The sequence below is a fragment of the Nocardia cyriacigeorgica NBRC 100375 genome, assembly GCF_000308555.1.
Lineage (GTDB): Bacteria > Actinomycetota > Actinomycetes > Mycobacteriales > Mycobacteriaceae > Nocardia > Nocardia cyriacigeorgica.
The window spans coordinates 1-17478 of record NZ_BAFY01000092.1 but is presented as its reverse complement, the minus strand read 5'-3'; the positions used below and the strand labels follow the sequence as shown (position 1 = coordinate 17478).

The window sequence follows — 17478 nt, the reverse complement described above, 5'->3', positions numbered from 1 at the left end:
CCCCCTCGCCAACCGCGCCACCCAAGTCGTCTACGAAGGCACCCCCAACTCACCGGACGAGCACCGGCATTTCGAGATCATCGAAAAGTACGGGGTGAGCATCTATTACACCGCTCCGACGTTGATCCGTACCTTCATGAAGTGGGGCAGGCAGATCCCGGACGCCCATGATCTGTCCTCGATCCGGGTGCTCGGCTCGGTCGGCGAGCCGATCAACCCCGAAGCATGGCGGTGGTACCGCGAGGTCATCGGCTCCGGCAGCGCACCCATCGTCGACACCTGGTGGCAGACCGAGACCGGATCGATCATGATCTCCCCACTACCCGGCGTCACCGCCACCAAACCCGGCGCGGCCATGACTCCGCTGCCGGGCATCTCCGCCCGCGTCGTCGACGACGACGGCGCCGGACTCGGCCGCGACCGCTCGGGCCTGCTCGTGCTCGAGCAGCCGTGGCCGTCGATGCTGCGCGGTATCTGGAACGATCCGCAACGATTCCAGGAGACCTACTGGGATCGCTTCCGCGAATCCGGTTGGTACTTCGCCGGTGACGGCGCGCGGCTGGATGCCGACGGCGACCTGTGGGTGCTCGGCCGCGTCGACGACGTCATGAACGTCTCCGGCCACCGCATCTCCACCGCCGAAGTGGAATCGGCGCTGGTCTCCCACAGCGCCGTGGCCGAGGCGGCCGTGGTGGGCGCCAGCGACGCCACCACCGGCCAGGCCATCGTCGCCTTCGCCATCCTCACCGCCGAGGCGGGAACCGGCGAGCAGGACCGCGACGCGCTGATCACACAGCTGAAGGCCGAAGTGTCCCAGCAGATCAGCCCGATCGCCCGGCCGCGCGACATCCACATCGTGCCGGAGCTGCCGAAGACCCGCAGCGGCAAGATCATGCGCAGGCTGCTGCGCGATGTCGCCGAGGGCCGCGAACTCGGCGACACCTCCACCCTGGTCGACCCGACCGTGTTCGAGTCCATCGCGCGCGGGTAATCCCCTGGAATGGGCGGACCCGGTCCATGAGGGGGATCGGGTCCGCCGTCAGGTCCGGGACAAGTCGCGGCCGGTCGCCAGGAACAACAGGTCGATGGCCGGAGCGCGCACTTGCTCAGGTCCGTCGCCGGAGGACCAGTCCGCGTCGGTCGCGGTCAGCCGCAGGCCACGCAGCCGTTTCCGGGCACCGTAGAACCGGCTTGCCAGCACATGATCCAACGCCGCGACGACCCGTTCCGGCGGGGTGTGCATGGCGCGTCCGAGCGGGCGGGCCACGTCCTGTTGGTGCACGATGATGTCGACCAGCGGGTCGGCGGGCGCGGCGCCGGGTGAGCGCCGCGACGACCCCGCCGAGGCCCGCAACCGCGCGATCAGCTCGGCGGGTGAGTAGCGCGCCGACACCCGGCGTGCGGCGTCGGCGTTCATCCGATCCCAGTTGCCCCTGGCCCGGACCAGACCCGCGAGGGTCGACCCGAGGGTGTCGACCGAGGTGATGTGGGCGAGGACATCGTGGATGGTCCAGCCGGGGCACAGCGATTCGCGCTGCCATTCGTCGTCGGTCAGTTCGTCGAAGAAGTCGGCGAAGGCCAGCCGTTCCGCACGCAACCACGTCGAGATCAGGTCAGGGTCCATCGTCGGCTCTCCCGGTTCGCAGGGGTGTCACCGATATCGACGGCGCGCGGCGGCCGGAATCATCGGCGGCCCGGTATCGGCGCCGTCCGCCGGCTCGGCCCCAAGTGGACGCATGACCTGGCGAGGCTCCGAGATACCTTGCGCGAAGCGGTTATTCAGAGTTGGAGTACCTTCTTGCGCATGGAGGTTCTGCTGCATCAGATCGACGCGTTCGCCGACGCACCGTTCTCGGGTAACCCGGCTGCGGTGATGCCGCTGCCGAACTGGCTGCCCGATGCGCTGTTGCAACACCTGGCCGAGGAGAACAACCTCGCCGAAACGGCCTTCTACACCCCCGGGTTACCGGCCGAGGCGGGTCCGCCGCCCGGCGAATGGCCCGCCTTTCACCTGCGCTGGTTCACCCCGCGGGTGGAGGTGGACATGTGCGGGCACGCGACGCTGGCGACCGCCGCGCAGATCCTCACCGATATCCAGCCCGGCGCCGACCGGGTCAGCTTCTATACCCGCAGCGGCTGGCTGCACGTCGACCGCACCGATGACGACGAGTACGTCCTCGACCTGCCCGTGGTGCCCTCCTTCGAGACCGAACCCGATCCGGTGCTGGTGGCGGCGCTCGGCGTGCGGCCGGTGCGCGCCTATACCGGCGCGGACGCGGTCATCGTGGTCGGCAGTGAGCAGGAGGTGCGTGCGCTGCGTCCGGCGCTGGACCGATTTCCGCCGCTGCCGCGTGGCGCCATCGTCACCGCTCGCGGTGCCGAGGTCGACTTCGTCTCCCGGTTCTTCGGCCCGGGTGTCGGCGTGCCCGAAGACCCGGTGACGGGCTCGGCGCACGCGCAGCTGGTTCCGCTGTGGAGCCGCGAACTCGGGCGCACCACGATGACGGCCCGGCAGCTCTCTCGCCGCGGCGGGCTGCTGCGTACCGAACTCGTCGGCGGCCGGGTACTGCTGATCGGGCGGTGCCGGCGTTACCTCGATGGAGTGGTCACCCTGCCCGACAGCTGAGCGACGCAGAGGCCTCGATCCGACCTCGCCCGCCGTGACGGGATCACGGTTTTTGCACGGTCGCTCTGGACGGACCCGATGACGGGATGCCGGCCCCCGATATAGCAGCGGCCACGAATGTGCCATTGACAAATGGCGCATTGAGCGCTGATGCTTGGCGCATGGTGACAACGGAGTCAACGGCGACTTTGCGACGCCCGGTTCCGCGTTCGGCGTCCATACGGACCCGCCTCGCGGCGACCGGATCGGTACTGAGCATCCGGCAGATCAACGGCCTCCTACCGCCGACCCGATGGGGCATAGGCGCAGGTCGCGGCCTGATCGCGACGGTGATGGCGGCGGGAGGACCGCCGCTGCGCGGGACCACGACGATCCCGGTGCGAGCGGCCGGGGTGCGTGGCGAGATGGTGCGCGCGCCCGGGGTGCCGCTCGGCGAGCAGGTGATCTATTACGTGCACGGCAGTGGGTATGTGATCTGCTCGGCGCGCACCCACCGCGGGCTGGCCTCGCGGCTGTCGCAGGAGACCGGGCTGCCGGTCTTCGTCGTCGACTACCGGCTCGCTCCCGAGCACCGCTTCCCCGCCGCCGCCGACGACGTTGCCGCCGGCTACCGGTGGCTGCTGGCCAACGGGTACGCGGCAGCGAACATCGTGATGGGCGGCGACTCGGCCGGCTGCCACCTCACCCTCGATCTGCTGCTGGAGAACTCCCGGACCGCGATGGCGCAGCCCGCAGGGGCCTTCATGTTCTCGCCGCTGATGGACCTGACGTTGACCGCGGCCGAAACGCTGGACCGGCGCCGCCCCGATCCGATGGCCCCGGCGCCGGTCGGACGCCGGATGATCCGGCTCTACACCGGCGACGAGCCCGCCGATTCCACGCGGCTGCGATTGACCATCCCGCCCGATGCCACGCTGCCGCCACTGTTCGTGCAGGCCGCGGCCGGGGAGATGCTCGCCGACGACGCCCGTCAGCTGCACGACATGGCTACCTCGACCGGCAATAGGTGCGAGTTGGAACTGTGGCCCGGCCGCATCCATGTCTTCCAGGCGCTGCCGCTGATCGTGCCCGAGGCGACGCCGGCGCTGCGCCGCGCCGCGCGCTTCGTCACCGAGACGCTGGCGCAGGCGAACGCACCGATCCGTGAGTGGGTGAGTTGAGATGTGGCCGTTCGGCACCGACCGCACGCGCGATGCGAAGGCGGTGGTCACCGGAGCCGGCAGCGGCATCGGCCGGGCCTTCGCCCTCGAACTCGCCGCGCGCGGCGGTGAGGTGGTGTGCGCCGATATCGACAAAGATCGCGCCGATGAGACCGTCCGGCTGATCGAGCGGCACCACGGCCGTCCCGCGCATGCCTTCTTCTGCGACGTCGCCCAGCGCGCGGATGTGCTGCGCCTGGCCGATTTCGCCGAGGAGGTCTTCGCGGGTCCGCCGACGGTGGTGGTGAACAACGCCGGGGTCGGCATCGGTGGAAAACCCGTGGGCGATATCGGTTTCGACGACTGGGATTGGGCAATCGGCATCAACCTGTGGGGCGTGGTGCACGGCTGCGAGATCTTCGCACCACGCCTGCGCGCCGCGGGGCGCGGCGGCATCGTCAACGTCGCCTCGGCCGCGGGCTTCGCGGCCGCTCCCGGAATGGCGGTGTACAACACCTCCAAGGCCGCGGTGCTGTCGCTGACCGAAACGATGTACGCCGAATTGGCGGGCAGCGGCGTCGCGGTGACGGCGCTGTGCCCGACCTTCGTCAAAACCAATGTGGTCGCCGACGGCCGGATCACCTCGGGGCCGTCGCGGTTGGCCGATCAGCTGATGCGCTGGACCGGGTTCTCCCCTGAACGCGTCGCCGCGGGCGCCCTCGACGCACTCGACCACGGCCGCCTCTACGTGCTGCCACAGCTGGACGCCCGGCTGGTCTGGCAGCTCAAACGCACCTTTCCCGCCACCTACGCCCACGCGCTCGGTTTGCTCAATCGCTTACTGCCCCAAGGGGATGCGGCCGCGACCGAGCCGAACTCCGATACCACAGGAGCCTGACATGGCATTCGACTTCGACAACATGCTCACCAAGATCAAGGCCAAGCAGTGGGCCCTGGCCGATATCGACTGGGACGCTCCCGGCGCCGAGGAGATCGACCCCGAACTGTGGGGCAAGCTCAAGCCCTTCATGTCCGATCTGATGTGGATCGAGAACGTCGGCGCCCGCGGTTTCGCCGCCATGGCCAAGAAGGCGCCCACCGACACCCTGAAGGAGATCTACCGCTACTTCCATGCCGAGGAACAGCGCCACGCCAACGCCGAACTGGCCCTGATGCGGCGCTGGGGCATGCTCGACGGCGACGAGATGCCGGAACCGAACATCAACGTCAAGCTGGTGATCGACTTCCTGGACAAGCACGCCGACGGCATGTCGCTGTCGTTCCTCGGCACCGTGATCCCGATGCTGGAAGTGGCGCTGGACGGCGCGCTGATCAAATTCGTCACCGATGAGATCAAGGACCCCGTCGCCCAAGAGGTGTTCAATAAGATCAATGCCGACGAATCCCGGCATCTGGCCACCGATTACGCGGTGATGGAGCTGCTCGGGCACGCCACCGCGCGCAAACTGGCCATCGACTTCATCGGCGGCTGGGCCAAGCCGTCGCTGATCGTCGGCGCGCTGAGCTACTTCCCGCTGCTGAACAAGATGCGCGACAACATCGTGGAGATGGGCGTATCCGAGGACAAGCTGTACGCGGCGATGGCCCGGTTCAAGGCCGTCGGCGAACGGGCCCCGATCGTGAACCGGCTGCCCATGTACCGGCTGGTCAAGATGCACAGCGATTGGGTGATCAATCGCGATCACCCGTACCACCTGGTCGCCGACACCCTGGTCAAGGTGACCGGCCGCATCCCCGAACGCTACTTCGCCGAACAGCCCACGTGGTCGAAGGCGCTGACCCACGAGCCGGTCGCATGAGCGCGGCGGCACAGCCACTGGATGTGGCGGTCATCGGAGCGGGTTTCGCCGGGATCGGGGTGGCGATCCGGTTGCGTCAGCGCGGCGTCACGAACGTCGCGGTGCTCGAACGTGACACCAGGGTGGGCGGCACCTGGCGGGACAACACCTATCCCGGAGCGGCGTGCGATATTCCGTCGCGGCTGTACTCCTACAGTTTCGCGCCGAATCCGGAGTGGTCGCAGACCTATTCGGGCAGCGCGGAGATCCTGGGCTACATCGAAAACATGGTCGACGAGTTCGGGATACGGCCCTCCATCAGATTCGGCCACAACGTCGCGGGCCTGGAATTCGACGAGGACGCCGGCCTGTGGTCCATCGCCATCACCGGCCGCAAGCGCCCGCTGCGCGCACGCGCGGTCGTGATCGCCTCCGGCCCACTGTCCAATGCCAGCTTCCCGGATATCGACGGCCTGGACGATTTCGCCGGACACAAGGTCCACAGCGCCCGCTGGGATCACGGCTACGACTTCACCGGCAAGAAGGTGGCCGTGGTCGGAACCGGTGCCAGCGCGGTGCAGATCGTGCCGGAACTGGTGAAACAGGCCGGTTCGGTGACGGTGTTCCAACGCACGCCCGGCTGGGTGCTGCCGCGGGTCAACCGCAGCACCACGGCCGCGACCAAGCAGCTGTATCGGCGGCTCCCGCTCGCTCAGACCCTGGCGCGGGAGGCATGGTTCTGGGGGCACGAATCGGTGGCGCTCGGCGTGGTGTGGAACAGCCCGCTCACCCGGGTCGTCGAGCAGGTGTCGCGGCTGCATCTGCGGGCCCAAGTCCACGACCCGTGGTTGCGTCGCCAGCTCACCCCGGACTTCCGGGCCGGCTGCAAACGGCTGCTGATGAGCAACGACTACTACCCGGCGCTACAAGCCGACAACTGCGAACTGATCACCTGGCCCATCGTGCGCCTGGTGCCCGAAGGCATCCAGACCGCCGAGGGCATCGTGCACAGCGCCGACTGCGTCGTCTTCGCCACCGGCTTCGACGTGTCCAAGGCGGGCGCGCCGATTCCGGTGACCGGGCGCGGCGGCCGGAAACTCGGCGAGGAATGGAGCCGCGGCGCCTACGCCTACAAGAGCGTCGCGGTGGCGGGCTATCCGAATATGTTCCTCACCTTCGGCCCGAACTCGGGACCGGGGCACAACTCGGCGCTGGTGTACATGGAAGCCCAGATCGACTACATCACCGAGGCCATCGGAGTGCTGTTGCACCGGGACCTGCGTGCGATGGAAGTCGACCGGGAACGCCAGGATCGCTACAACGCCCGGCTGCAACGACGGCTGGCCGCGACGACCTGGAACTCCGGCTGCCGGAGTTGGTATCTCACCGAGGACGGGTTCAACGCGACGATGTATCCGGGATTCGGCACGCAGTATGTGCGTGAGCTCGCCGAGGTGGACCTCGACGACTATGTGCTCACCCCGCGCGTGGCGGCTCGGGCGCTCGCGGCGAGTGGGGCACGGGCCGGATAGATCCGGCCGGAACCGGCACGGGTCTCGAGTCCTACCGCTCGGGGACCGGACCGTCGTCGGGCGCGGGACCGACGACACCCGTGGCGTCGGGCAGCAGCGGCACCACCGCGAAGGCGCCGGCGACCGCGTCCGCCGGTAGGGCCTGCACTGCCAGGATGCCGTTGCGCGCGGCGAGGTTTCGCAGCTGATCCAGGGTGCCGCGCACGACCAGGCCCACCGCGCACGCGCAGCCGTCGCGCAGCCTGGCGGCCGAGACGGTGATGATCTTCTCGGTGCGCTCGTCGACGGAGCCGCGGCGCAGCCGGTCGAGCAGCTGCCAGGCGGCGTCTTCGGCGGAGCGCAGCACAACCTCCTCGGTCGCCGGAACCTGCACCGTCACCAGCTGCGTCTGCACGCGCGGCAGCGGCACCTGGTAGAGCACGCGGCCGATCCGGAGCCCGCCCGCGAGCTCCGGAAGGCGTTGCGGGGTCTGGTATTCAGTGAACGACACCAGCGCCCAGTGCTCGGCGACATCGGTGCCGCTCAGCGAATCCCGTGCTCGCGCAAGGTAGTCCGCCACCGACTCACCCTGCTCGGGGCCGAGCCGATCCGTGGACACGCCCTCCGAACGCGGCGGCTGCATGGCGCCGACGGCGATCAGCACGACCACGACCACCCCGGCGACCGCGGCGAACATCGCGCGCATGGTGCGCGTGGACCGCAGGACGGGGGCGTCCCCGGCGTCGTCGCGCGGGCCGGAATCTGGCTCACCGGGCACGGTCAGCACATCCTCCGGCGACGGTCGTCTCCGGCGCCGCGCGACCGGCTCTCACGCATTGCGGAGCACGTCCAGGGCGTGCGTCAGGTCCGCCGGGTACTCGCTGGTGATCTCCAGATACCTGCCGTCGGCGGGATGCTGGAAACCCAGCGAACGCGCGTGCAGCCACTGCCGCTGCAAACCGAGGCGTTCGGCCAGGCGGGGGTCGGCGCCGTAGGTGAGGTCACCGCAGCAGGGATGGCGGATCGCGGAGAAATGCACCCGGATCTGATGGGTGCGGCCGGTTTCCAGATGGATGTCGAGCAGGCTCGCCGCCTGGAACGCCTCCACCGTGTCGTAGTGGGTGACGCTGGGGCGGCCGTCGGCGGTGACCGCGAACTTCCAGTCGTTGCCGCGCGCCCGGCCGATCGGGGCGTCGATGGTGCCGCTGCTGGGATCCGGATGTCCCTGCACCAGTGCGTGATAGCGCTTGTCCACGGTGCGCTGCTTGAACGCGCGCTTGAGCACGGTGTAGGCGTGCTCGGACTGGGCGACCACCATCACCCCGGAGGTGCCGACGTCGAGGCGGTGCACAATGCCCTGACGTTCGTGCGCGCCGGAGGTGGAGATGCGGTAACCGGCAGCGGCCAGCCCGCCCACCACCGTCGGCCCGGACCAGCCGACACCGGTGTGCGCGGCCACGCCCACGGGTTTGTCCACCGCGACGATGTCGTCGTCGGCGTAGAGGATCTTCATCCCGTCCACCGGTTCGGCCTCGATGGTGAGTTCGCGTTTGGGTTCGGGGAACACCACCTCGAGCCAGGCGCCCGCGGTCAGCCGATCCGATTTGCCCGCGGCGACACCGTCGAGCTGCACCGAACCCTCTTCGGCCAGCGCCGCCACCGCCGTCCGGGACAGCCCCAACAGCCGCGACAGGCCGGCGTCGACCCGCATGCCGTCGAGCCCGTCGGGCACCGGCATGGTCCTGGTTTCCCTCACGCCGCGCTCCCCTCGCCGGCCCCGGTGTTCTCGGTGTTCGCCGCGTCCTCGGCCTTCCCGATCGTGTCGTTCTTCTCGGTAGTCACTGTGTTCTCGGTGTTTCCCGGATTGGCTTCCGCTGCTTCGCTCGCCGCCTTCTCGCGACCGACCCTGGCGCCATTGGGCTCGAATCCGAACACCGTCAGCACCACGAGCAGGATCGCGCCGCACACGATGGCCGAATCGGCGACATTGAAGACCGGCCACCAGCCCACGGCGACGAAATCGACCACATGGCCCTGCAACGGGCCCGGCGAACGGAACAGCCGATCCACCAGATTGCCGAGCGCACCGCCGAGGACCATGCCCAGACCGATGGCCCACCACAGCGAACGCAGGGTGCGGCCGATGCGGATCACACCGATCACCACCGCGGCCGCGACCAGCGTCAGCAGCCAGGTCATGCCGGTTGCCATGGAGAACGCCGCACCCGGGTTGCGCACCAGGCTCAACCGGACGACGTCGCCGATGAGATACACCGGCTCGCCGGGGGTCAGCGTGGCGACCACGATGACCTTGGTGAGCAGGTCGAGGGCGAACAACACCGCCGCGATCACCAGCAACAGCCGCAGTCGCTGCGGTGGGCGGGCCGGGCCCGCGGGGGGCTGCTCGGCGGTGCTTGGCTCGGGTGGCCGGTCGTCACTCACGCCGACCATCATCTCTCGAGGCGGGAGCGGGCTGTGCCGCGGGCACCGCGGTGTCCCAGCCGATCCTCAGCCTGCGCTGCCCGCATGTCCCAGCTGACACTCAGGAACCGGTCGTACTCTGTTGCTCGTGACGGTGTTGTCTTCTCCCCACGCACCCCGGATCGGCCGTTCCGGAGTGCTGATCATGGTGCTCGCGGTCGGGTTGTCGGCGTTCGGTGTCGGGTGCAGCGACGGCGCCGAGCCGTCCGCGGACGTCGAGGGCACCGAGCCGCTGGGCATCGGGCGTGAAGTGACGGTGCCGATCGCCGCCGCCGTGGCCACCGTCGAGTCGCCCGGCGACGAGCCGCGCGGCGCACTGCGGGCCGGTTTCCCAGACGGCACCGTGCAGGAGGTGACGCTGCGCACCGATCACCGCATCCAGCAGCAGATCAACGAGCAGCCGCCGCGCGACTTCTCGCATCCGGCGCTGACCATCCCGTTGACCGCCCGCACGCACGACTCCGACGTCGACCTCACCCTCGGCGCCGTCACCACCCCCGACCCGGCGCTGTCGCAGGCGCTGACCGCCGCCGACGGCTCGCATGCCGGCCTGGACATGAGCGAGCTCGGCGCGATCACCGCGCTGCGGCTGGCTCCCTCGCCGGATACTTCGAACTCCGCGCGCGCGGCCATCGAGCAGGCGTTCTATCAGGCGGTGTACCAGTCGATCACCTTCCCGGACGATCCGGTGGGTGTGGGCGCGGTGTGGACGGTGCGCCAGGAGGTCACCGGCGGGGTGGCCCTGGAGGTGACGACGGCGACGTTGACCGCACGCGACGGCAACCGGCTCACCATCGATCTGACCGTGGCCCAGACGCCGAAATCGCGGACCTGGAATCTGCCCAATGACGCGGGCACCTTGCAGATCGAGGATTACGCGATGACCGGTGCGGGCACCATCATCGTCGATCTGGGCCTGCCGCTGCCGGTGTCGGGGGCGATCGATATCGGCGGGCACCAGTCCTACCGCGATGCGCGCACGGACACGCTGCTGCGCCAGACCATCAGCACACGGGTGTCCTGGGGCGAATAGGGCCGCGGGATCTCGCGATCGGCGGATGTCTGTCGGTGCCCGGGCATAGGCTCGAACCCGTCCGACAACCGATCGAGACCAGGAGGTCTTGCGATGTCCGATGTCTCCCCGATTCCCGAGGGCTACCCGCGCCTGTCCCCCGGCCTCGCCGTGGACGGCGCGGCCGAAGCGATCGAGTTCTACAAAAAGGTCTTCGGCGCCACCGAGCGCATGCGCATGCCGCGACCGGACGGCAAGATCGCGCACTGTGAACTGCTGGTCGGCGATTCGGTGATCATGCTCGGCGATCCGGCGCCGGAGATGAAGTTCCTCGACCCCAAGACCGTCGGCGGCACGCCGGTCAACTTCAACATCTACGTCCCCGATTCCGATGCCGCCTTCACCGCGGCCATCGCGGCGGGCGCCACCGAGCTCATGCCGATGGAAAACCAGTTCTACGGCGACCGCACGGGTAGCTTCACCGATCCGTGGGGCCACCAGTGGACCGTCGCCACCCATGTCGAGGACGTCGCCCCCGACGAGATGGAGCGGCGGATGGCCGAGTTCACCGGAGCGTCCTGACAGCCGGGTGATCCTGGCTGCGGGTGACGCCCCGCAGCCAGGACCCACGCCTCGCTCAGGCGGCCCCGCCCGGGGACGCCGGGATGAGCTTGTGCTCCTCATCGCGCAGTGACGCGGTGACCCACCAGGCGGCCTCGACCAGCACGATGCCCACCACACCGCAGATCACGGCGGCGGTGGTGAGCCCGACGTTGGACGGGTCGAGTTTGAAGAACTCCCGGGTGAACGGGATGGTGAACAGCAGCAGGTAGGCCAGCACCGAGGCGCCGAGCAGCACCACCTTCCACCACACGTACGGCCGGGCCACGATGGCCAGCACCCACACCGCGATCATGATCAAGGTGATGAGCGCGGTGGTGCCGGCCTGCACGGTCTGCTCCTCGGTGGCCTCCGGTCCCGCGTACGCGATCAGATACGCGACGAAGGTGGCCACGCCGATCACCACACCGGACGGGATCGCCAACCGCATCACCCGCCCCACGAAACCCGGCCTGGCCCGCTCGTTGTTGGGCGCCAGCGACAGGATGAACGCCGGAATGCCGATGGTGAACCAGGCCGCGATGGTGACATGCCGCGGCAGGAACGGATAGCCGATCGGCTCGTAGTCGAAGATCTGCGACCCGGCACCGGCCAGGCCGACCAGGAACGCCAGCAGCACCGAGTACACCGTCTTGGTGAGGAACAGATTCGAGACGCGCTCGATATTGCCGATCACCCGGCGGCCCTCACCCACCACATACGGCAGGGTCGCGAACTTGTTGTCCAGCAGCACGATCTGGGCCACCGCGCGGGTGGCGGGACTGCCCGAGCCCATGGCGACGCCGATATCGGCGTCCTTGAGCGCCAGCACATCGTTGACGCCGTCCCCGGTCATGGCGACGGTGTGCCCGCGCGACTGCAACGCACCGACCATGGCGCGCTTCTGATCCGGGCGCACCCGGCCGAAGGTGGTCTGACGGTCCAGCACATCGGCGAGCGCGTCCCGGTCCTCGGGCAGCCCGCGCGCGTCAACGGCATGGTCACCGCCGGGCAGATCCAGCGAGGCGGCCACCGCGCCGACCGACACCGCGTTGTCGCCGGAGATGACCTTGATCGCGACATCCTGGCTCGCGAAATAGTCGAGGGTGTCGCGGGCGTCCGGGCGCACCTTCTGCTCGAGCACCACCAGCGCGGCCGGGGTGACGACGCCCGGCGCGTCGGGTGCGTCGACAGCGCGATCGCTGGTGGCCAGCAACAGGATCCGCAACCCCGACGACCCGAGTTCCTCGGCGGTGCGGGCATCCTCGGACCCGGGATCGAGCAGCACATCGGGGGCGCCGAGCAGCCAGTTGCCGTGCTCGCCGTAGGAGAAACCGCTCCACTTCTTGGCCGAGGAGAACGGTGCGACGGCGGTGTAGGTCCAGTCCGGCCGCTCGGGCAGCGCCTCGGCGATGGCCTGCACGCTGGCATTGGGGCGTGGATCGTCACCGGCCATGGCCGCGAGCGCGCGGCGGATCTCGGCGTCGTCGCCGCCGTCGAGCAGCGCGAGATCGGCCAGCCGCATCCCGTTCTCGGTGAGCGTGCCGGTCTTGTCCGCGCACACCACATCGACGCGGGCCAGGCCCTCGATCGCGGGCAGCTCCTGCACCAGGCATTTGCGCCGGCCCAGCCGCACCACACCGACCGCGAACGCGATCGAGGTCATCAGCACCAGGCCCTCGGGCACCATCGGCACCAGCGCCGCCACCATGCCGGTGACCGCGGGCCGCCACGACTGGCCGCTGGAGAACAACTGGTTGTAGATGATCAGCGCGCCGGCCGGGATCAACAGGTAGGTGATGACCTTGAGAATGGTGTTGATGCCGTTGCGCAGTTCGGAATTGACCAGAGTGAACTTGCTGGCCTCCTCGGCCAGCTTGGCCGCATACGCGTCGCGGCCCACCTTGGTGGCGCGGTAGGCGCCGGAACCGGACACCACATAGCTGCCCGAGAGCACCTGCGCGCCCAGCTCTTTGTGCACCGGATCGGCTTCGCCGGTGAGCAGCGACTCGTCGACCTCGAGCAACTCCGATTCGACCACCTCGCCGTCGACCACGATCTGATCGCCAGGACCGAGTTCGATCAGCTCGTCGAGCACCACGTCCTTGGGTGCGATCTGCTCGGAACGCCCGTCGCGGCGCACCGTCGGCTTGGCCTGGCTGACGATGGCCAGTTGATCGAGGGTGCGCTTGGCGCGGATCTCCTGGATGATGCCGACCGCGCTGTTGGCCACGATGAGCAGCCCGAACATGCCGTCGATCACCGAACCGGTCGCCATCACCAGCACGAACAGCACACCGAGGATCGCGTTGATCCTGGTGAAGACATTGGCGCGGACGATATCGCGCACCGAACGGCTGGCCCGGTCGGGCACATCGTTGGTGCGCCCGTCACGACGACGTTCGTCCACCTCGGCAGCGGTCAACCCGGTCGAACGCGGCGCCTGCACGGATATCGACATGGCTGCCAGCCTAAGCGACGGCGAGGGGCGCACGCGGTCACCGGCCACCGATGGCAAGCAGCTGGTGTGGGGTCGCGCAGGTAGCGTCGGACGAGTGCGGCGGACCGAATCGATTCCGGGTGTGGCGTTCGGCGTCGGCGCGTACGCGTCGTGGGGCGCGTTCCCGGCCTTCTTCGGGCTGCTGGCCTTCGCCTCGGCCACAGAGGTGCTCGCGCAACGCATTCTCTGGACGCTCGTGGTGGTGCTCATCGTGCTGCTCGCGGTGGGCAGGCTGGGCGAGCTGCGCCGGATCACGGCGAGCACCTGGCGGTACGCGGCCGCGGCGTCGGCGGCGATCTCGCTGAACTGGGGTGTCTACGTCTACGGGGTGATCTCCGAGCAGGTGGTGCAGTGCGCGCTCGGCTATTTCATCAACCCGCTGGTGACGGTCGCGTTCGGGGTGATCATCTTCCGGGAACGGCTGGCCGCCGCGCAGTGGGTGGCGCTCGGGCTCGGCGCTTCGGCGGTCGCGGTGCTCACCGTCGACTACGGGCGCCCGCCGCTGATCGCCCTCACCCTGGCGTGTTCGTTCGCCGTCTACGGGCTGGTGAAGAAGGTGATCCCGCTGGACGCGCTGCGCGGAGTGGCGGCCGAGGGCCTGATCGCGGCGCCGTTCGCCCTGGTGTTCGTGGTCGTGCTCGCCGTCACCGGACAGGGCAGCTTCGGTGGCAGTTTCTCCGATACCGCGTTGCTCATGTCGACCGGGCCGGTCACGCTGGTGCCGCTGCTGCTGTTCGCGGTGGCCGCGCAACGGGTTCCGCTGTCGACCATGGGGATTCTGCAATATCTGACGCCAGCCTTGCAGTTGGCGTGGGGCGTCGCGGTGGCCGGTGAGCCGATGCCTGCCTCGCGCTGGGCCGGTTTCGCGCTCATCTGGGCGGCGCTGGCGGTGTTCACGGTGCATGCGCTGGTTCGTGGCCGGCGGCGGATCGAGCAGGTGCCCACCGACCGCCCGCTGTGATCGCGCACAGAAGGCCAGCGGATCCGGCGCGAGTGGGTTACATTCTGCCGTCGAATCGACCTCGAATGCCCTGTGACCAGGGGATTTTTCTGTGACAAGGGGTATCAGTGATATTGGATGACGCGCACCTGGACCGGGCGGCCGGCGCACTGCTCGGCAGCGCGGCCGGAGACGCGCTCGGCGCCGGCTACGAATTCACCTATCCGAGCGCCGACCAGGTGATCGACATGGTCGGCGGCGGCATGTTCGGCTGGGCACCCGGCCAGTGGACCGACGACACCTCCATGGCGGTGGTCATCGCGCTGGCCGCGGACAAGGCCGACCGCGGCATCGATCTCGACGAGGTGGCCGCCGGATTCATGGCGTGGTGGGATTCGCAGCCGCCCGACGTCGGCGTGCAGACCTCGAAGGTGCTCGGTGCGCGCCCGGCCTCGGCACGCGGCATGCAGGCGGTGGCCATGTCACTGCCCGGACTGACCGGCGGCAACGGCTCGCTCATGCGCACCGGTCCGGTCGCACTCGCCTATCTCGCCGATCCGGTCGAATGCGCGAAGGCGGCAGGCGCGATCGGGCTGCTCACCCATCACGACCAGCAAGCCGTCGAGGCCTGCAAGATCTGGAGTCACGCCATCCGGCACGCGATCCTGGAGGCGAATTTCGACGGCGTGCGCGACTACGTCGCCTCCTGCCCGTCCGCCGACTACTGGACCCCGCTGCTGGATCAAGCCGAAACCGGTACCCCGCAGGACTTCCCGAAGAACGGCTGGGTGGTGCACGCCTTGCAGACCGCGTGGTGGGCCATCACCACCACCGACCAGTCCGGGCCCGAACACCTCTCACGCGCGCTGGAACAGTGCGTGCGCGCGGGCAACGACACCGACACCACGGCCGCTATCGCGGGGGCGCTGCTCGGCGCGCGGTGGGGTGCGTCGGCGGTGCCGGCGCAGTGGCGCGAGATGTTGCACGGGTACCCGGGGCTGACCGGCAACGACCTGGTCGCGCTGGCGCATCGGATCGTCGCGAAGAACGCGGATTAGCTGCCTGCGGGACAGCGTGTGCGGACCCGCCACTGAGACTGGTGCCCCGCCGGATCACACGAGTCGACGAGTGATTGCGGCGGGCAAGGCGTGGACCACCGCAATCGGGCTCAGTACGAAGTGATGATGTGCCCTGGCGTCCAGGTGCCCGAGCGCCGGACCTGCTCCACCGAGATGCGCGCGGCCTCGGCGTCGGGATCCACCGGAATGAACTGCTCGATCGAACCCCAATCCCTGTCCCAGTCCTGATCCAGATACGCGGGCAGGGTGCGGGCGGTGAACAGCAACTGGGTCCAGCCGAGCGGGCCGCCACCGTCGTGGGCCTGCCACATGGTGGTGATGGAGGCGCCGTTACGGTCGGGCAGGATCCGGTACTGCGGCAGTTCGGAGACGCCGTAGCGGGTGGGCAGGTGGTTCTGGCACGGGAAGTTCAGTCCGACCGCCCAATCCAGCAGCACCGGGGTCTGCGAGCCGAGCAGTTCGGTCACCGTGGTCGTCCGCGGAACGCGCGGCGGGGTGACGGCCAGCCACTGGTCGGCGCCGAGATCCTTGTCCTCGGCGACCAGGCGCACCACATCGGCGTCGCCGGGCAGCTGGTCCAGCGGGACGCGCAGATTGCGCCACACCGGTGCCGGGCCGACATCCAGCGGCAGGATCATCCCGCGCGGGGCGACGCTGCCGTCGGGTCGCGTGCTGCCGTATTCGAGTTCGAGCCGCTGGCCGGGCCGTTCGATCCCGTCGGCGTCGACGGACCGGATCCGGCCCGCGACCGCGATGGCGATGATGTCGCCGCGGCTGCCGTCGACCGCGTCGGGCAGCCGATACCAGTCGGTGGTCAGGGCGGCCGGAACCTGCTCGTCCGGGCTGTAGGTGCCGAGCATCGGCGTGGTGGCCGGGTCCAGCCCGAACGGCAGCGGCACGCTGCTGCCGTTCACGCCGCTACCGGTGGAGGTGTCCGAGGTCGAACCGGCCGAGGCCGCCGCGTCCCGGATCTCGTCCGGGTCCGACGACACCGTATTGGCCCGGCCGGTACTGGTTTCCAACTCCTCCGACACCAGCACGGGGGCCACACCGTTGGGCGTGAACCCGGTGGATTCGGTGCCCGCGAGCGCGGCGGCGGAATCACCGGACAGCGGGCGCAGCATCGAGGCGTTGGGATCCGGCTCGACCAGTACGTCGTCGGCCAGGCCGCAGCCATCGGAGAAGGTCGCGGCGATATTCGATTTCGCCAGCGAGTAGGCCGGGTACTGGGAGACCGCCGCCTTGGCGAAGGACGCCACCTCGAACACCACCATGGCAGCGGCCACGATCATGAGCACCGGTGTGCGGGCGAGGCGTCCGGCCGTTGACCCGGGTGCGGGCTCGGTTCCGGGACGGATGTGGAACCACGCGGCGACCGCCAGCGCGAGCACCGTCAGGCCCATCATGAAGGTGGAGAATCCGAAACCGGCGAACGACGGCGGCTTGTCCCACCACGGGATACCCCACGACGAGACGTACCAATAGCCGTTGGCGGCAACGAAACTCATCGCCAGGGTGAAGAAGACCGCGGCCGCGAACAGGGCCCGGTTGCGCACCGGGCGCATCACCTTCGCGCTCACCGCGACCGCGGCCAGCGCGGCGACACACGCGGCCAGCCCGGCGAACACGCCGAACTGATGGTTCCACTTGGTCGGCGCGAACATCATCAGCACCATGGCGCCGAAGGTGATGCCGATGATGCGCCGCGACGGCCCCGCCGCGGTGCCGGGGATATGGCCGCCGCGGCGCAGCATCGTGACCACACACACCAGCAGGCACAGGAACATCAGG

At 69.1% G+C, this 17478-nt stretch carries 16 protein-coding genes; 10 read left to right on the top strand and 6 right to left on the bottom strand.

The window, feature by feature from the left end:
- On the top strand, window positions 1–991 hold a 991-nt coding region (locus RJ05_RS08875), incomplete at its 5' end, for an AMP-binding protein (protein ID WP_036535417.1).
- Between the two features lie 48 nt (window positions 992–1039).
- Here RJ05_RS08875 and RJ05_RS08870 read toward each other — a convergent pair.
- Window positions 1040–1624, bottom strand: a complete 585-nt coding sequence (locus RJ05_RS08870) for a maleylpyruvate isomerase family mycothiol-dependent enzyme (RefSeq protein ID WP_036535414.1) — start codon at window positions 1622–1624, stop codon at window positions 1040–1042.
- Window positions 1625–1804: 180 nt separating this feature from the next.
- Between RJ05_RS08870 and RJ05_RS08865 the strand changes: the two genes are divergently transcribed.
- The 5 genes from RJ05_RS08865 to RJ05_RS08845 all read left to right on the top strand — a co-directional run bounded on the left by RJ05_RS08865 (window position 1805) and on the right by RJ05_RS08845 (window position 7096).
- A complete protein-coding gene (locus tag RJ05_RS08865; protein WP_036535411.1) occupies window positions 1805–2626 on the top strand; it encodes a PhzF family phenazine biosynthesis protein in 822 nt (273 codons plus the stop codon).
- 161 nt (window positions 2627–2787) lie between these two features.
- Entirely contained in the window at window positions 2788–3786 is a 999-nt protein-coding gene (locus RJ05_RS08860; RefSeq protein ID WP_051016365.1) for an alpha/beta hydrolase, read from the top strand.
- 1 nt (window position 3787) lies between these two features.
- Window positions 3788–4663, top strand: coding sequence for an SDR family NAD(P)-dependent oxidoreductase (locus tag RJ05_RS08855; protein WP_036535408.1), 876 nt, complete (start codon window positions 3788–3790; stop codon window positions 4661–4663).
- 1 nt (window position 4664) lies between these two features.
- Window positions 4665–5585, top strand: a complete 921-nt coding sequence (locus RJ05_RS08850; protein ID WP_036535406.1) for a ferritin family protein — start codon at window positions 4665–4667, stop codon at window positions 5583–5585.
- Window positions 5582–7096: a flavin-containing monooxygenase gene (locus RJ05_RS08845; protein WP_036535403.1), complete on the top strand. Its 1515-nt coding sequence runs from the start codon at window positions 5582–5584 to the stop codon at window positions 7094–7096. The genes RJ05_RS08850 and RJ05_RS08845 overlap by 4 nt, the downstream gene beginning before the upstream one ends.
- Window positions 7097–7127: 31 nt before the next feature.
- Here RJ05_RS08845 and RJ05_RS08840 read toward each other — a convergent pair whose 3' ends face one another.
- The 3 genes from RJ05_RS08840 to lspA are packed head-to-tail and all read right to left on the bottom strand — an operon-like array spanning window position 7128 to window position 9529.
- Window positions 7128–7853: a hypothetical protein gene (locus RJ05_RS08840; RefSeq protein ID WP_306306383.1), complete on the bottom strand. Its 726-nt coding sequence runs from the start codon at window positions 7851–7853 to the stop codon at window positions 7128–7130.
- Window positions 7854–7904: 51 nt separating this feature from the next.
- The gene (locus RJ05_RS08835; RefSeq protein ID WP_036535400.1) at window positions 7905–8831 is read right to left on the bottom strand and encodes an RluA family pseudouridine synthase; all 927 of its coding nucleotides are present in this window, start codon (window positions 8829–8831) and stop codon (window positions 7905–7907) included.
- Window positions 8828–9529, bottom strand: a complete 702-nt coding sequence (gene lspA / locus RJ05_RS08830; RefSeq protein ID WP_085996185.1) for a signal peptidase II — start codon at window positions 9527–9529, stop codon at window positions 8828–8830. Before lspA ends, RJ05_RS08835 begins: the two co-directional genes overlap by 4 nt.
- 172 nt (window positions 9530–9701) lie before the next feature.
- Between lspA and RJ05_RS08825 the strand changes: the two genes are divergently transcribed.
- Entirely contained in the window at window positions 9702–10589 is an 888-nt protein-coding gene (locus RJ05_RS08825) for a hypothetical protein (protein ID WP_373365054.1), read from the top strand.
- Window positions 10590–10682: 93 nt separating this feature from the next.
- Window positions 10683–11150 carry a VOC family protein gene (locus RJ05_RS08820; protein ID WP_036535397.1) on the top strand — a complete coding sequence of 156 codons (468 nt, stop codon included), beginning with the start codon at window positions 10683–10685 and terminating at the stop codon, window positions 11148–11150.
- A gap of 55 nt (window positions 11151–11205) precedes the next feature.
- Here RJ05_RS08820 and RJ05_RS08815 read toward each other — a convergent pair whose 3' ends face one another.
- Window positions 11206–13629, bottom strand: coding sequence for a cation-translocating P-type ATPase (locus tag RJ05_RS08815; protein WP_036535395.1), 2424 nt, complete (start codon window positions 13627–13629; stop codon window positions 11206–11208).
- A gap of 94 nt (window positions 13630–13723) precedes the next feature.
- Between RJ05_RS08815 and rarD the strand changes: the two genes are divergently transcribed.
- Together rarD and RJ05_RS08805 are read left to right on the top strand one after the other, a co-directional pair.
- Window positions 13724–14629 (top strand): EamA family transporter RarD, encoded by a 906-nt coding sequence (rarD, locus tag RJ05_RS08810; RefSeq protein WP_036535392.1) that lies wholly within the window; start codon window positions 13724–13726, stop codon window positions 14627–14629.
- Window positions 14630–14736: 107 nt separating this feature from the next.
- Window positions 14737–15666 carry an ADP-ribosylglycohydrolase family protein gene (locus RJ05_RS08805; RefSeq protein ID WP_036535390.1) on the top strand — a complete coding sequence of 310 codons (930 nt, stop codon included), beginning with the start codon at window positions 14737–14739 and terminating at the stop codon, window positions 15664–15666.
- Window positions 15667–15776: 110 nt separating this feature from the next.
- Here the strand turns inward: RJ05_RS08805 and RJ05_RS08800 are convergent.
- A partial coding sequence (locus RJ05_RS08800; protein ID WP_036535387.1) for an arabinosyltransferase C-terminal domain-containing protein occupies window positions 15777–17478 on the bottom strand: 1702 nt, incomplete at its 5' end.

What these genes read in the sequence shown, in the direction of transcription:
- RJ05_RS08815 (WP_036535395.1), bottom strand. Translation starts at nt 13,629, where the DNA reads ATGTCGATATCCGTGCAGGCGCCGCGTTCGACCGGGTTGACCGCTGCC.
- RJ05_RS08855 (WP_036535408.1), top strand. Translation starts at nt 3,788, where the DNA reads ATGTGGCCGTTCGGCACCGACCGCACGCGCGATGCGAAGGCGGTGGTC.
- RJ05_RS08845 (WP_036535403.1), top strand. Translation starts at nt 5,582, where the DNA reads ATGAGCGCGGCGGCACAGCCACTGGATGTGGCGGTCATCGGAGCGGGT.
- RJ05_RS08850 (WP_036535406.1), top strand. Translation starts at nt 4,665, where the DNA reads ATGGCATTCGACTTCGACAACATGCTCACCAAGATCAAGGCCAAGCAG.
- RJ05_RS08870 (WP_036535414.1), bottom strand. Translation starts at nt 1,624, where the DNA reads ATGGACCCTGACCTGATCTCGACGTGGTTGCGTGCGGAACGGCTGGCC.
- RJ05_RS08820 (WP_036535397.1), top strand. Translation starts at nt 10,683, where the DNA reads ATGTCCGATGTCTCCCCGATTCCCGAGGGCTACCCGCGCCTGTCCCCC.
- RJ05_RS08825 (WP_373365054.1), top strand. Translation starts at nt 9,702, where the DNA reads ATGGTGCTCGCGGTCGGGTTGTCGGCGTTCGGTGTCGGGTGCAGCGAC.
- RJ05_RS08860 (WP_051016365.1), top strand. Translation starts at nt 2,788, where the DNA reads ATGGTGACAACGGAGTCAACGGCGACTTTGCGACGCCCGGTTCCGCGT.
- lspA (WP_085996185.1), bottom strand. Translation starts at nt 9,529, where the DNA reads ATGATGGTCGGCGTGAGTGACGACCGGCCACCCGAGCCAAGCACCGCC.
- RJ05_RS08865 (WP_036535411.1), top strand. Translation starts at nt 1,805, where the DNA reads ATGGAGGTTCTGCTGCATCAGATCGACGCGTTCGCCGACGCACCGTTC.